12 protein-coding genes are annotated in these 14,192 nt (G+C 62.7%); 5 read left to right on the forward strand and 7 right to left on the reverse strand.

What is annotated here, in order from left to right:
- Positions 1–27: 27 nt before the first annotated feature.
- The 6 genes from AC070A_RS04610 to AC070A_RS04635 form a co-directional block, all read right to left on the reverse strand.
- The gene (locus AC070A_RS04610; protein ID WP_057249063.1) at positions 28–801 is read right to left on the reverse strand and encodes an L-iditol 2-dehydrogenase; all 774 of its coding nucleotides are present in this window, start codon (positions 799–801) and stop codon (positions 28–30) included.
- Entirely contained in the window at positions 798–1,802 is a 1,005-nt protein-coding gene (locus AC070A_RS04615) for an ABC transporter ATP-binding protein (RefSeq protein ID WP_112994628.1), read from the reverse strand. The genes AC070A_RS04610 and AC070A_RS04615 overlap by 4 nt, the downstream gene beginning before the upstream one ends.
- A gap of 11 nt (positions 1,803–1,813) precedes the next feature.
- Complete coding sequence (locus AC070A_RS04620) at positions 1,814–2,644, reverse strand: carbohydrate ABC transporter permease (RefSeq protein WP_112994629.1); 831 nt, start codon at positions 2,642–2,644, stop codon at positions 1,814–1,816.
- A 5-nt stretch (positions 2,645–2,649) separates the two neighbouring features.
- The gene (locus tag AC070A_RS04625; RefSeq protein ID WP_057249060.1) at positions 2,650–3,522 is read right to left on the reverse strand and encodes a carbohydrate ABC transporter permease; all 873 of its coding nucleotides are present in this window, start codon (positions 3,520–3,522) and stop codon (positions 2,650–2,652) included.
- Between the two features lie 142 nt (positions 3,523–3,664).
- Positions 3,665–4,975 (reverse strand): ABC transporter substrate-binding protein, encoded by a 1,311-nt coding sequence (locus tag AC070A_RS04630; RefSeq protein ID WP_112994630.1) that lies wholly within the window; start codon positions 4,973–4,975, stop codon positions 3,665–3,667.
- A 198-nt stretch (positions 4,976–5,173) separates the two neighbouring features.
- Positions 5,174–6,127 (reverse strand): sugar-binding transcriptional regulator, encoded by a 954-nt coding sequence (locus AC070A_RS04635; protein ID WP_057249058.1) that lies wholly within the window; start codon positions 6,125–6,127, stop codon positions 5,174–5,176.
- A 312-nt stretch (positions 6,128–6,439) separates the two neighbouring features.
- Between AC070A_RS04635 and AC070A_RS04640 the strand changes: the two genes are divergently transcribed.
- Positions 6,440–7,801: an NAD(P)-dependent oxidoreductase gene (locus AC070A_RS04640; protein WP_093234886.1), complete on the forward strand. Its 1,362-nt coding sequence runs from the start codon at positions 6,440–6,442 to the stop codon at positions 7,799–7,801.
- A 20-nt stretch (positions 7,802–7,821) separates the two neighbouring features.
- A complete protein-coding gene (gene preA / locus AC070A_RS04645) occupies positions 7,822–9,135 on the forward strand; it encodes an NAD-dependent dihydropyrimidine dehydrogenase subunit PreA (protein ID WP_057249056.1) in 1,314 nt (437 codons plus the stop codon).
- Between the two features lie 73 nt (positions 9,136–9,208).
- Here preA and AC070A_RS04650 read toward each other — a convergent pair whose 3' ends face one another.
- A complete protein-coding gene (locus AC070A_RS04650) occupies positions 9,209–10,237 on the reverse strand; it encodes a zinc-dependent alcohol dehydrogenase family protein (protein ID WP_112994631.1) in 1,029 nt (342 codons plus the stop codon).
- A gap of 106 nt (positions 10,238–10,343) precedes the next feature.
- On the opposite strand from AC070A_RS04650, the gene AC070A_RS04655 reads away from it, so the two are divergent.
- The 3 genes from AC070A_RS04655 to AC070A_RS04665 all read left to right on the forward strand — a co-directional run bounded on the left by AC070A_RS04655 (position 10,344) and on the right by AC070A_RS04665 (position 14,192).
- Positions 10,344–11,243, forward strand: coding sequence for a LysR family transcriptional regulator (locus AC070A_RS04655; protein ID WP_112994632.1), 900 nt, complete (start codon positions 10,344–10,346; stop codon positions 11,241–11,243).
- 305 nt (positions 11,244–11,548) lie between these two features.
- Positions 11,549–13,225: an adenylate/guanylate cyclase domain-containing protein gene (locus tag AC070A_RS04660; protein WP_057249128.1), complete on the forward strand. Its 1,677-nt coding sequence runs from the start codon at positions 11,549–11,551 to the stop codon at positions 13,223–13,225.
- A gap of 37 nt (positions 13,226–13,262) precedes the next feature.
- Complete coding sequence (locus tag AC070A_RS04665; RefSeq protein WP_058320774.1) at positions 13,263–14,192, forward strand: DMT family transporter; 930 nt, start codon at positions 13,263–13,265, stop codon at positions 14,190–14,192.

Consider the following 14,192-nt stretch of genomic DNA (forward strand, 5'->3'; position numbering starts at 1 on the left):
TTTCGAGGCTTCACCGGCTGCGCAGGCTCAGCTCATCCAGTTGCCGCCGTCGACGTTGTAGGTCTGCGAGACGACGTAGTCGCTCTCGGCTGAGGCGAGGAAGATCGCCATTCCGGTCAGGTCTTCGGCCGTTCCCATGCGCCCATAGGGCACCTCCGCGCCAACCAGCTTCTTCTTTTCGCCGAGCGGGCGGTTTTCGTATTTGGCAAACAGCGCGTCGACGCCGTCCCAGTGCTCGCCGTCGACCACACCGGGCGCGATCGCGTTGACGTTGATGCCGTGCTTGATGAGGTTGAGGCCGGCCGACTGGGTAAGGCTGATGACCGCCGCCTTGGTGGCGCAATAGATCGCGACCAACGCTTCGCCGCGGCGGCCCGCCTGGCTCGCCATGTTGATGATCTTGCCGCCCCTGCCCTGGGCGATCATCTGCTTTGCGGCCGCCTGCAGCGCGAACAGCGTGCCGGCAACATTGATCGAAAACAGCCGGTCATAGCTTTCGCGGGTGATTTCGACGATCGGCGCAAGGTCGAAGAGTGCTGCATTGTTGACGAGGATATCGAGGCCGCCCGCTTGCCTGACGACCGCTGCGATCGCAGCATCGATCGATGCCTGCTGCGTCACGTCCATCTCGACCGCGTAGGCGCCGGCACCGATCTCGGAGGCCGTCTGCCGTGCCCGTTCGATATTGATGTCGGCGATCGCGACCGTGGCGCCTTCGCGGATATAAGCCTCTGCGAAGGCACGGCCGATCCCCCGCGCAGACCCGGTGATCAGCGCGCTTTTACCTTCGAGCCTTCTCATCGCACTGCCAACCCCTTGTCGTCGAACCTGTGGACGCGCTGTGGGTCCGGCGTCAGGAACACGCGATCGCCGTGGGTGACGGCAAAGTCGCCGCTGACGCGCGCCGTCACCGTGCCGATGCCGTCGTCGACATTGACGTGCAGGAAGGTGTCGGAGCCGAGGTGTTCGGCGACGCCGACCGTGCCCCGCCAGCTGCCACTATCTTTGGAGAGCGCCAGATGCTCGGGGCGGATGCCCATCGTATGCGCCTGATAGGCAGAAGCCGCAGGACCAGTGACGATATTCATGCGCGGCGAACCGATGAAGCCCGCGACGAACAGATTGTCCGGCTTGTGGTAGAGGTCGAGCGGCGAGCCGACCTGCTCGATGCGCCCGCGATTGAGCACCACGATCTTGTCGGCCATGGTCATGGCCTCCACCTGATCGTGGGTGACGTAAATCATCGTCGTCTTCAGGTCCTGGTGCAGCTGGCTGATCTCCAGCCGCATGTTGACGCGCAGCGCCGCATCGAGGTTCGACAGCGGCTCGTCGAACAGGAAGGCCTTCGGCTGGCGCACGATCGCCCGGCCGATCGCGACGCGCTGGCGCTGACCGCCGGAAAGCTGCCGCGGCTTGCGGTCGAGATAATCGGTAAGGTTCAGCACGCGGGCCGCATCCGACACCTTCTTGTCGATGACGGCCTTGTCCTCGCCCGCCATCTTCAGCGGAAAGGCGATGTTCGAGCGCACGCTCATGTGCGGATAGAGCGCGTAGGACTGGAACACCATCGACAGGCCGCGCTGTGCCGGCGGCAGTTCGGTGGCGTTCTTGCCATCGATGACGATGTCGCCGTCGCTGACATCTTCCAGGCCGGCGATCAGCCTGAGCAGCGTCGACTTTCCGCAACCGGACGGGCCGACGAAGACGACGAACTCGCCATTGTTGATGTCGAGGTCGATCGAGGGGATGACGGCATGGGCGCCGAAGACCTTCGAAACCTTGCTGAGTGTAATGCTTCCCATTGTCGTATCCCTTATTTGACCGCGCCGAAGGTGAGGCCGCGTACGAGCTGTTTCTGCGAGAACCAGCCGAGTATGAGGATGGGGGCGATCGCCATGGTCGAGGCGGCCGAGAGCTTGGCGTAGAACAGGCCTTCGGGGCTCGAATATGAGGCGATGAAGGCAGTCAGCGGCGCGGCTTTCGCGGCACTGAGGTTCAGCGTCCAGAACGCCTCGTTCCAGGCGAGGATGATGTTGAGCAGAAGCGTCGAGGCGATGCCGGGGATCGCCATCGGCGTCAGCACATAGATGATCTCCTTGGAGAGCGAGGCGCCGTCCATGCGGGCGGCCTCCAGGATTTCGCCGGGGATCTCCTTGAAGTAGGTGTAGAGCATCCAGATGATGATCGGCAGGTTGATCAGCGTCAGCACGATCACGAGGCCGGTACGGGTGTCGAGCAGGCCGGTGTTGCGGAACATCAGATACATCGGCACCAGCACGCCGACCGACGGCATCATCTTGGTGGAGAGCATCCACATCAGGACGTCCTTGGTGCGCTTGGTCGGCGAGAACGCCATCGCCCAGGCGGACGGAATGGCGATGATCAGGCCGATCAGCGTCGAGCCGAAGGAGATGACGACCGAGTTCATGAAGTGCAGGAAATAGTTCGATCGGCTCTGGACTTCATGATAGTTCTCCGTCGTCCAGTCGAAGAACAACAGCGACGGCGGCGAGGCGATCGCCTCTGCCTCGGTCTTGAAGCTCGTCAGGAACGTCCAGAGGATCGGGAAGAAGATCAGGATGCCGATCGTCCAGGCGACGACGGTAACGACGATCTTTCTTTGGGTGGAGACGTTGCGCGCCATGGTTCTCAAGCCTCCAGCGTCTTGCCGATCATGCGCATCAGGAAGAATGCGACGATGTTGGCGAGGATGACCGCGATGATGCCGCCGGCGGATGCGCCGCCCACGTCGAATTGCAGCAGTGCCTGCGCATAGACGAGGAAGGTCAGGTTCGTGCTCTGCGTACCCGGCCCGCCATTGGTCGTCACCAGGATCTCGGCGAAGACCGAGAGCAGGAAGATCGTCTGGATCAGGATCACCACGGTGATGGCGCGCGAGAGATGCGGCAGCACCAGATAGATGAAGCGGCTCCAGGCGCCGGCGCCGTCCATCTGCGCGGCTTCCTTCTGCTCTTCATCGAGCGACTGCAGCGCCGTCAGCAGGATGAGCGTCGCAAAGGGCAGCCACTGCCAGGCGACGATCAGAATCACCGACATCAACGGTGCATTGGCGAGAAAGTCGAAGGGCTGCAGCCCGAAGAGCTTGGCCACCCAGGCGAAGAGCCCGTTGACCGGGTTCATGAACATGTTCTTCCAGACGAGTGCGGCGACCGTCGGCATGATCAGGAACGGCGCGATCACCAAGATGCGCACGATCCCCTGCCCGAACATCGGCTGGTCGAGCAACAGCGCCAGTGCGATGCCGCCGACGACGGTGATGAACAGCACACCGAGCACGATCGCGAGCGTGTTGAAGATCGCCTGGAAGAAGGCGGGATCGGTGAGGAAGTAGCTGTAGTTCGAAAAGCCGGCGAACTCCTCCATCCCCGGCATCAACAGATTGTAGCGCAGGAACGAGAAGTAGATGGTCATGGCCAGCGGAACGATCATCCAGGCCAGAAGCAGAAGCACCGAAGGCGCGATCATCAGCCGCGCGGCGGAGCGGGTGTGCAAGGTCGCCATGGCGTCCCCCCAATGAAGGAATTCAATGCTGTTTCGAGATCGGGCCGGGCCGGCGCGTTTGTCCGCACGAGCCCAGTGGCCGCCTCCGGGAATTACCGGGGCGCCAGCCATTTGCGGCCGGCACCCCGGGCCCTTGGGAGCGCTATTTGATGTAACCGGCCTTGGTCATTTCGCGTTCGGTCAGCTTCTGGGCGCTGGCAAGCGCATCGTCGACGCTCATCTGACCGGCAAGGGCCGCCGAGAACTGCTGGCCGACCGCCGTGCCGAGACCCTGGAATTCAGGGATCGCCACGAACTGCACGCCGACATAGGGCACCGGCTTGACGGCCGGGTTCTTCGGATCGGCCGCGTTGATCGAGTCGAGCGTCATCTTCGCGAACGGCGCCGCCTTCTGGTACTCGGGGTTGGCGTAGAGCGAGGTTCGCGTGCCCGGAGGTACGTTCGCCCAGCCTTCCTTGTCAGCCACGAGCTTCAGATAGTCCTTGCCGGTTGCCCAGGCGATGAACTTCTCGGCCGAAGCGACCTTCTGCGAGCCGGCGGGGATCGCGAGGTTCCAGGCCCAGAGCCAGTTGCCGCGCTTGCCGAGGCCGGTGTCCGGAGCGAGCGCGAAGCCGACCTTGTCGGCAACGGTCGATTCCTTCGGGTTGGTGACGAAGGAGGCCGCAACCGTCGCATCGATCCACATGCCGCACTTGCCGGTCTGGAACAGAGACAGGTTTTCGTTGAAGCCGTTCGAGGAAGCGCCGGGCGGTCCGGCGTCGTTCATCAGCTTGACGTAGAAGTCGAGCGCGTTCTTCCATTCCGGCTGATCGAACTGCGGCTTCCAGTTCTCGTCGAACCAGCGAGCGCCGAAGGCGTTCGCGGTTGCCGTCAGGAAGGCCATGTTCTCGCCCCAGCCGGCCTTGCCGCGCAGGCAGATGCCATAGATTTCGTTGTTCTTGTCGGTGATCTTGCGCGCCGCGTCGGCAATGAAGTCCCAGGTCGGCGCGTCGGGCATGGTGAGCCCCGCCTTCTCGAACAGGTCCTTGCGGTACATCACCATCGAGCTCTCGCCGTAGAACGGCGCAGCATAGAGCTTGTCGTCGATGGTGAGGCCCGAGCGGATCGCCGGCAGGAGGTCGTCGACGTCGTAGTCGGCGCCGAGATTGTCGAGCGGCATCAGCCAGCCCTGCTTCGCCCAGATCGGCACTTCATAGGTGCCGATCGTCATGATGTCGTACTGGCCGCCCTTGGTGGCGATATCCGTCGTCACACGCTGGCGCAGCACGTTTTCCTCGAGCGTCACCCACTCGAGCGTAATGTCCGGATTCTTGGACGTGAATTCATCCGCCAGCTTCTGCATCCGGATCATGTCGCCGTTGTTCACGGTCGCGATCGTCAGGGTTTCTGCTTGGGCCAGACCCGACAGCGCGACTGCCGAGCACGTGCCCAGCAGGAAAGTTCTCAAGTTCATCGACTTCCTCCCAGAAGAATTGAGCATTTGCCTCGCTCATGAGCAATTACTCACTTCTCATGACAAATTGTCAATGCGCAATCGTTGCTGCGCCGCACACAGAAACATTAGAAGATTGTTTTGATTGCCGATTTTTTCTTTACGCAAATGCGAAAGGCCGGCGCTGGGCCGGCCTTTTAACGGACGCGCTCTTTGCGATCAGGCGTTGAGCAGATAGCGCGCCGTCGCCTCATCGGTGATAAGACCGTTGATGATTCCACCCTTCACGGCCGCCCACAGCGCTTCGTACTTGCGCCGCCCCTTGGCAAGGCCGATCACCGACGCCTTGTCCCGCGAGGGAAGCGGCACCGAAGCGACGCGTTCGTTGAAGCTGCCGGAGAGCAATACGCCGTCATGGTCGAACATCCAGCCGCAGATTTCGCCGGCCGCGCCAGCTCTGGTAAGACCGGCCATCTCGTCCTGCGCCAGGAACCCGTCCTGGCAAAGCGGCGCGTCCGGGCCGAGCTCGCCGACGCCGACGAAGGCGACATTGGCTTCTGCGCCGAGCTTCAGGGCCACCTGAACCAGGCTCTGGCTGTGCAGCACTTCCCTCTCCTCCGGCGAGGCGGCGAGCACGGGCAGCGGCATCGGAAAATGCCGCGCCTTGACCGCATCGGCCATGCTGAAGATGACGTTGTAATAGGCGGCCGAGCCGTCGAGGCCGATATTGCCGGTGAGCGAAACGATGCGGTGCTGCGGACATTCCATCGGCGGCAGCTGGTCGACCGCCGCCTTCAGCGTGCGTCCGGTACCGATCGCCAACACCTGCGGCTCCGGCAACTTCAGCCAGCGCTCGATTTCGGCAGCACCCGCCTCGGCAATGCCGACGGTCGTCGAGGTCGACCCCGGATCGCTCGGCACGACCTCCACATGCTTCAGCCCGTATCTGTCGCGCAGGCCCGCCGCCGCCTCCAGACATGCGGCGATCGGATGGTCGAGCCGAACCTTGATCAGCCGCTCGGACATGGCGAGAGAAACGAGCCGCTGCGCCGATTGGCGCGAAATCCCCATGACGGTCGCGATCTCGTCCTGGGTGCGGCCGGCGACATAGTATAGCCAGCCCGCCCGGGCGGCATCATCAAGCCTGTTGTTCGCCTCGCCCCTGCGCGCCATGCCTGTTCTCCGTTCCCCCGAATGACGATGATTTTGGGTCGAACTCCCCAAAGACATCGTGATCGATTCTCTTAAGTTAGAGCGGGGAGCGGCCGAAAAACCGCAAACACCATTCCTCATCCCGCTCTAATTTGCTGCCACTATTTGTCCTGTCCTGTCAAACATCGGCCAAGAACAATGGCTTGGCGCGCCGGCAGAAAAGCCCGGGATCACAAGGCTTTCCGGTGATTTCGACCGCAAACTTTTACCGTTTGATAAAAAAATAAAGCGTGTTACCGTTCCATCATCCTGAGAAAACATTGGGAGCCAAAAATGGGAACGACACAATCTGGGATCCTCGGCGGCCGCCTGCCGCTCGGGGAGTACGAGAGCAATTTCTCCGACCTCCATCCGCCGCTCGACAAGCACGAGGCCCTCGTCGCTTCCGACCGCTGTTATTTCTGTCATGACGCGCCGTGCATGACAGCCTGTCCCACCTCCATCGATATCCCGCTGTTCATTCGGCAGATATCGACTGGAAACCCGATCGGATCGGCCAAGACGATCTTCGACCAGAACATCCTGGGCGGCATGTGTGCCCGCGTCTGTCCCACCGAAACGCTCTGCGAACAGGCCTGCGTTCGCAACACCGCCGAGGAACGGCCCGTCGAGATCGGCCGCCTGCAGCGCTATGCGACCGACGTGGCGATGATGGAAAACAAGCAGTTCTACACCCGCGCAGAAAGCTCCGGCCGTAAGGTCGCCGTCGTCGGCGCCGGACCGGCGGGACTGGCGGCGGCCCATCGGCTCGCCGTCAAGGGCCACGACGTCGTGATCTACGACGCCCGTCCGAAGTCGGGCGGCCTCAACGAATACGGCATTGCCGCCTACAAGTCGGTCGACGACTTCGCCCAAAAGGAAGTCGACTACGTGCTGTCGATCGGCGGCATCGAGGTTCGCAACGGCCAGGCACTCGGGCGGGAGTTCAGCCTTGCCGAGCTTTCCGAGCAGTATGACGCCGTCTTCCTCGGTCTCGGCCTCGTCGGCGTCAATGCCCTGCGCATGGAAGGCGAGAACGCCGAGGGCGTCGAAGATGCCGTCGACTTCATCGCAGCGCTGCGTCAGTCGAAGACGAAGGCCGACATCCCCGTCGGGCGCCGTGTCGTCGTCCTCGGCGGCGGCATGACCGCGATCGACGCCGCCGTCCAGGCAAAGCTGCTCGGCGCCGAAGAGGTAACGATCTGTTATCGCCGCGGCAAAGAGCACATGAACGCCTCCGAGTTCGAGCAGGATCTCGCCACCTCCAAGGGCGTCACCATCCGCCATTGGCTGCAGCCGAAGCGCATTGCCGAAAAGGACGGCAAGGTCGCAGGCATCGAGCTGGAATACACCACGCTTGAAGACGGAAAGCTGACGGCGACCGGCGAAACGGGTATCATTGCCGCCGATCAGATCTTCAAGGCAATCGGCCAGAGCTTCCTCGGAAGCGGCCTTGGCGCCCTGCAGCTTGAAGGCGGCCGTATCGTCACCGATGCCGAAGGGCGAACCTCGATCGACAACGTCTGGGCCGGTGGCGACTGCGTGCTCGGCGGCGAAGACCTCACCGTCTCGGCCGTCGCCATGGGCCGCGATGCGGCTGAATCGATCAACCAGGCCCTCGCCGCGGCAGCGCCGCATGCGAGCGCAGTTGCCTAAAGGATCGGGAGGAGAAACCAATGGCTGATCTTCGCAATAACTTCGTCGGCATCAAATCCCCGAACCCGTTCTGGCTGGCATCCGCCCCGCCGACGGACAAGGCCTATAACGTCGAGCGCGCCTTCAAGGCGGGCTGGGGCGGCGTCGTCTGGAAAACGCTCGGCGAAGAAGGACCGCCGGTCGTCAACGTCAACGGACCGCGCTACGGCGCGATCTGGGGTGCCGACCGCCGGCTGCTGGGCTTCAACAATATCGAGCTCATCACCGACCGCGACCTTTATGTGAACCTGCGCGAAATGAAGCAGGTCAAGATGAACTGGCCGGACCGGGCCCTGATCGCCTCGATCATGGTGCCCTGCGAGGAAGAGGCGTGGAAGGCGATCCTGCCGTTGGTGGAAGAAACCGGCGCCGACGGCATCGAGCTCAACTTCGGCTGTCCGCACGGCATGTCCGAGCGCGGTATGGGCGCTGCGGTCGGCCAGGTGCCGGAATATATCGAGATGGTCGTGCGCTGGTGCAAGCAGTACACGCGCATGCCTGTCATCACCAAGCTGACGCCGAATATCACCGACATCCGCAAGCCTGCCCGCGCCGCCAAGGCCGGCGGCACCGACGCCGTGTCGCTGATCAACACGATCAACTCGATCGTGTCAGTCGATCTCGACAACTTCGCCCCGAACCCGACGGTCGGCGGCAAGGGCACTCATGGCGGCTATTGCGGCCCGGCGGTCAAGCCGATCGCACTCAACATGGTCGCCGAAATCGCCCGCGATCCCGAAACCTATGGCCTGCCGATCTCCGGCATCGGTGGCATAACCACCTGGCGCGACGCGGCCGAATTCCTGGTGCTTGGCGCCGGCAACGTGCAGGTCTGCACCGCGGCGATGACCTACGGCTTCAAGATTGTCCAGGAAATGATCTCCGGCCTTTCCGACTGGATGGATGCCAAGGGTCACCGCGACCTCGACGACATCACCGGCCGCGCCGTGCCGAATGTCACTGACTGGCAGTACCTCAACCTCAACTATATCGCCAAGGCCAAGATCGATCAGGATTCCTGCATCAAGTGCGGCCGCTGTCACATCGTCTGCGAGGACACCTCGCACCAGGCGATCACCCAGTTCGTCAACGGCGTGCGCCACTTCGAGGTAATGGAAGACGAGTGCGTCGGCTGCAACCTCTGCGTCAGCGTCTGTCCGGTCGAGAACTGCATCACCATGGAAGAACTGCCGGCCGGCACGATCGACCAGCGCACCGGCAAGCCGGTCGACCCGAACTACGCCAACTGGACGACGCACCCGAACAATCCGATGGCCCGCGAGGCCGCGGAGTAAGGGCGGCCAAGCGGGTTCGCCCGCGATCGCATCGCGCAAAGCCGCCGGAAAACCCATCCGGCGGCTTTGTCTTTCAACCCTGGAATTCGACGACGACTTTGCCGAACGGCCCGCGATCGAGATGCGCCAGCGCCTCGGGCAACTCTGCGAACCGGTAGCGGGCATCGATGACCGGCCTGATCCCGGTCCGATCGATGGCGCCGACCAGATCTTCCAGCGCCCGGCGATGGCCGACGCCGATGCCCTGGATGACCGGCGACTTCAACAGGACAAACGGCGCCGGCGCCGAGATCTCGCCGCCTTCGAGCACGCCGATGATAGAGATCCGCCCCTGCACGGCCACCGCTTGCAACGACTTGCCGAGATTGGCGCCACCGGCGAGCTCGAGGATATGGTCAGCGCCATCATCGCCGGTAATCTCGAGAACACGCTCCGCCCAGTCTTCCGACAGCCGGTTTACGCCATGATCGGCTCCAAGCGCGCGCGCACGTTCGAGCTTTTCCTGACTGGCTGATGTCACGATCACTTCGGCCCCGTGCGCCTTGGCGATCTGCAGCCCGAACAGTGAAACACCGCCGGTCCCCTGCACGACGACGCGGTCGCCGGCTTTCGGATGTCCCCTCTCGACCAGAGCGAACCAGGCGGTCAGACCGGCGCAGGGCAAGGTACTCGCCTCGCCATCGTCGAGGCTCTCAGGTGCCTTCACGAACCAGCCTTCTGGGAAGGCGACATATTCGGAGGCAACACCCGGGTTGAGGCCCCCAAGCGCAAACGACGTCGGATGACGGGCGGTCCCCGGCTTCTGACCATCAATCCAGGTCGGATCGAAGACGGAAATCACACGATCGCCCGGCTTAAACCGCGTGACGCCGCGGCCGACCGCTTCGACCACGCCGGCCATGTCGGAACCCGGCACGAAAGGGAAGGCAAGCGGCATACCCATGCCGTTTTCCAGCACCAGCTTGTCGCGGAAATTGAGCGACACGGCGGTCGTGCGAACGAGCACCTCGCCCGCACCCGGCTCAGGAACACGCCGCTCCGTGACCTTCAGGTTCGAGGCGCCGAACGTATCGATCGTCCATTCCTTCATCAGTCTTGCCATGGTCTTTCCTTTCATCGGTTTGAGCTGATGAAGAAACCATAGCGTTGAATTTATCTCTCCAGTTGCGATATGATTTCGCCATATTGGTTCCACCAAGGATACAAATATGAGCTACCTGAACGGAGTTTCGGTGTTCGTGGAAGCGGCCGACGCCGGCGGCTTTTCTGCAGCGGCCGAAAGGCTCAACCTATCGCGCTCGGCAGTCGGCAAAACGGTCGCCAAGCTGGAACAGAGGCTGGGCGTTCGCCTCTTCCATCGCACTACCCGCACCCAGAGCCTGACCGACGAAGGCCAGCTGTTCTACGAAAACTGCCTGAGGGGGCTCAGCGAAATCAGGGCCGGCGAGGCGCTGCTGGAGTCAGGGAAACAGGAGATCCAGGGCCGTCTTCGCCTGTCGATGCCGGTGCATTTCGGCCGCCAATGCATCATGCCGCTGCTGTCGGAACTGCTGCGGCTGCATCCGCACCTGGAATTCGATCTCAACTTCAGCGACCGCAACGTCGACCTGGTCGAGGACGGCTTCGATCTTGCCATCCGCACCGGACCACTGCGCAGCGAACCCGAGTTGATGACGCGAAAGATCGCCGACCAGCGGATGACCGTGTGCGCCTCACCGGCCTATCTTGAAACAAACGGCACGCCTGAAACGATCGATGACCTGATGTCACATCAGGCGATCCTCTATCGGCGCAGCGGACAGCCGCTCGCCTGGTCCTTTCCAGTAAAGACGGGTCAGGTGCGAACCATCACGCCGCCGGCGCGGCTGCGGCTCGACGATCTGACCTCAATCGCCGACGCGGCAGCCGACGGCTTCGGCATCGCCTGGCTGCCATGCTGGCTCGGGGGCAATCGCATCGCCTCAGGCTCGCTCGTGCGGATTCTCGCCGATGCGCCGGCGCTCTCCTATGGCACCTACGTCGTCTGGCCGAAAACCCAATACATGCCGCCAAAGTTGCGCCTGCTCATCGATACCCTTGCGGCGCGCCTGCCGGCCATGATGGAATGAAGCAAGCGGTAGCCGCTGTTTCCGGTGCTGCCATCACAAGCCAAAAGCATGGGGAGTTCGACATGCAGGCCAACCCGATCGAACTCTGGCACCGAACCCCGCTGAATAGCGTTCCCCGCCGATAACGAACAGGACACGAAAACGAAACAGATTGTGTAAAAATGGTAAGTTGTCGGCCCGCGCGATCTGGATAATAAGGGAGAACTCACACGGGGTGCGTGACGTTCGATCAGGGATCGGCGACGCATCTTCCGACGGTTTTGAAACTACGGCCGGACAAAGCTCCGGCAGAGCCGGACTTTTGCTTGACGATCATTTCGGCCAACCGACGCAAGCGAATGCACCTCGTCTCCGGGGCGATACTCGGTTCGTTCGTGCTGGCCCATTTCTTCAACCATTCGCTCGGTCTCATTTCCATCGAAGCGATGGAAACCGCCCGTAAGGCCTTCAATCTCATCTGGCATAGCGTCCCCGGCACGGTGCTGCTCTACGGCGCCCTGCTGGTGCATTTCGCCATGGCGCTCGAAAGCATCTACCGCCGGCAGACGCTCAGAATGCCGGCGCGCGAAGCGCTGAAGATCATCTTCGGTCTCAGCCTGCCGTTTTTGCTGATCGGCCATGTCACCGCCGCGCGCGTCGAACCGCTCTTCACAGGCGTCGATACGGATTACCCGGACATGCTCCGGATACTCTGGTCGAACTCGGTCAACGCCATCAGGCAATCGGTCGCCCTCTTGCTCGTCTGGGGCCATGGTTGCCTTGGCGCCTGGTTCTGGATGCGCGGCCGCGCCTGGTTTCCGCGCTATGAAATCCTGCTTTACACAGTCGCAATCCTCTTGCCGATCTTCGCGTTGCTCGGCTTCGTCAGCGGCGCCCGCTCGATCGAGAGCAATTATGAAGAACACGGTGGCTACGGCGACAGGGCCTACACCAAGCCGGCGGTCGATCTCACGCTTCTCGAGGACATCCGCCTCGGCCTCTATCTCGGTTTCGGTGGGCTGATCGGTGGCACCTTCCTGCTGCGGGCCATGCCGAAGGGTGGCCGCATTCGCGTCCGTTATCCCGATGGCCGGACCGCGACCGTCAATCTCGGCTTCAGCGTTCTGGAAGCAAGCCGCGCCGCCGGTATCCCGCATGTCTCGGTCTGCGGCGGCCGCGGGCGTTGCTCGACCTGCCGCGTCCGCGTCATCCAGGGCTTGGAAGACCAGCCTGCCCCTGAGGACGCCGAGCTTGCGACGCTGACCCGTATCGGCGCGCCCGACAATGTCCGTCTCGCCTGCCAGTTCCGCCCTGTGCACAACGTGACGGTCGTGCCGATCCTCGACAGCGACAGCCTCGGCATCAAGAAACAGATCGGACGCGAGGGCGGCGAAGGCCGGGAGCGACGGATTGCCGTGCTCTTCTGCGACATGCGCGGTTTTACCAGCATTGCCGAACACAAGCTGCCCTTCGACACCGTCTTCCTGCTCAACCGCTACTTCGAGATGGTCGGCGAAGCGGTCGAGGATTCCGGCGGCGTCATCGACAAGTTCATCGGCGATGGCGCACTCGCGATCTTCGGCCTCAAGAGTTCCTACACCGAGGCCTGCCGGCAGTCGCTCGCCGCCGCCGTGCGGATCTCCAAGGGCATCGAGACGCTCAACCAGACCTTCCGCGGCGAACTCGACGAACCGCTGCGCATCGCGATGGGGCTGCACTCCGGCCCCGCCATCATCGGTGAGATCGGCTATGGCCAGGCGACGTCGCTGACGGCGGTCGGCGACACGATCAACACCGCCAGCCGCTTGGAGGGCCTCGCCAAAGAGCACGACGTGCAGCTCGCCGTCTCCGCCGAACTCGTCAATCGGGCGGGTCTCGTGATCGAAGGACACGAGCGGCTGGACATCGGCCTGCGCGGCCGGCAGGCGACACTCGAAACCTGGATCGTCGAGGATGCCGCGCGAATCTCCGCGGCCTTGCAACCAACGCCGTCAAACGCTTAGGTTGGTATCCCCGCCCTCATACTCCCCGGAATCGTGAATGAAGCAGGACGTATCCCCGAAAACGCCCCATCAGGTTCACGCCAAAGGCATCGAGAAGCTGAGGGCACATCTGGCGATGATGAGCTTTGCCATTTTGATCGCCGGTTCCTTCTCTTTCGGTGGTCTTGCAACCCAGCACATGGGCGCCGGACCGCTGACGCTCTGGCGCTATCTGCTGACTGTCATCGTGCTGGGGCTGATGACCTTCGGCTATGCGCGCGTGCCTTTTCACTTCCCCAAGCAATCGTGGCGCTTCGTGATCCTCGGCGGCCTGATCGCCGTCTACATGCTGACGATGTTCAAGGCGCTGGAATTCACCAACCCGGTTTCCACCGGCGCGGTCTTCACCCTGATGCCGTTGCTCAGCGCCGGTTTCGCCTATCTGCTGCTCGGCCAGCGCACGCGCCCGGGCGTGCTCGCGGGCCTCATCATCGCAGCCCTCGGCGCCGTCTGGGTGATCTTCCGCGCCAATATCCAGGCGATCCTTGCCTTCGATATCGGCCAGGGCGAGCTAATCTTCTTCGTCGGCGTCGTCTGCCACGCGATCTATGTGCCGCTGATCCGCAAGTTCGGCCGACAGGAAAACCCCTTCGCCTTCGGCTTCTGGGTCGCGGTCTTCACCGTGCCCTGGCTGCTGGTGCCCGGTGGCATCGGTCTCATCACCACGGACTTTACAGCGCTTCCCGCGATCGTCTGGGTCGCCGTCCTCTATCTCGCCGTCGTCACCACCGCCATCACCTTCCTGCTGCTGCAATATGCTTCGATGCGGCTGCCGGCATCCAAGGTGCTCGGCTATGGCTATTTGACGCCGAGCTTCATCATTCTGCTCGAAGGGCTGCTCGGCCACGGCTGGACCAGCCTGCCGGTTCTTGCCGGCGCGCTGACCACGGCCTGCGGCCTGCTCCTGATGGCGCTGCTGCCCGATTGA

The organism is Ensifer sp. GW101-20A05, from assembly GCF_059424735.1.

What these genes read in the sequence shown, in the direction of transcription:
- AC070A_RS04610 (WP_057249063.1), bottom strand. Translation starts at nt 801, where the DNA reads ATGAGAAGGCTCGAAGGTAAAAGCGCGCTGATCACCGGGTCTGCGCGG.
- AC070A_RS04615 (WP_112994628.1), bottom strand. Translation starts at nt 1,802, where the DNA reads ATGGGAAGCATTACACTCAGCAAGGTTTCGAAGGTCTTCGGCGCCCAT.
- AC070A_RS04620 (WP_112994629.1), bottom strand. Translation starts at nt 2,644, where the DNA reads ATGGCGCGCAACGTCTCCACCCAAAGAAAGATCGTCGTTACCGTCGTC.
- AC070A_RS04625 (WP_057249060.1), bottom strand. Translation starts at nt 3,522, where the DNA reads ATGGCGACCTTGCACACCCGCTCCGCCGCGCGGCTGATGATCGCGCCT.
- AC070A_RS04630 (WP_112994630.1), bottom strand. Translation starts at nt 4,975, where the DNA reads ATGAACTTGAGAACTTTCCTGCTGGGCACGTGCTCGGCAGTCGCGCTG.
- AC070A_RS04635 (WP_057249058.1), bottom strand. Translation starts at nt 6,127, where the DNA reads ATGGCGCGCAGGGGCGAGGCGAACAACAGGCTTGATGATGCCGCCCGG.
- AC070A_RS04640 (WP_093234886.1), top strand. Translation starts at nt 6,440, where the DNA reads ATGGGAACGACACAATCTGGGATCCTCGGCGGCCGCCTGCCGCTCGGG.
- preA (WP_057249056.1), top strand. Translation starts at nt 7,822, where the DNA reads ATGGCTGATCTTCGCAATAACTTCGTCGGCATCAAATCCCCGAACCCG.
- AC070A_RS04650 (WP_112994631.1), bottom strand. Translation starts at nt 10,237, where the DNA reads ATGGCAAGACTGATGAAGGAATGGACGATCGATACGTTCGGCGCCTCG.
- AC070A_RS04655 (WP_112994632.1), top strand. Translation starts at nt 10,344, where the DNA reads ATGAGCTACCTGAACGGAGTTTCGGTGTTCGTGGAAGCGGCCGACGCC.
- AC070A_RS04665 (WP_058320774.1), top strand. Translation starts at nt 13,263, where the DNA reads ATGAAGCAGGACGTATCCCCGAAAACGCCCCATCAGGTTCACGCCAAA.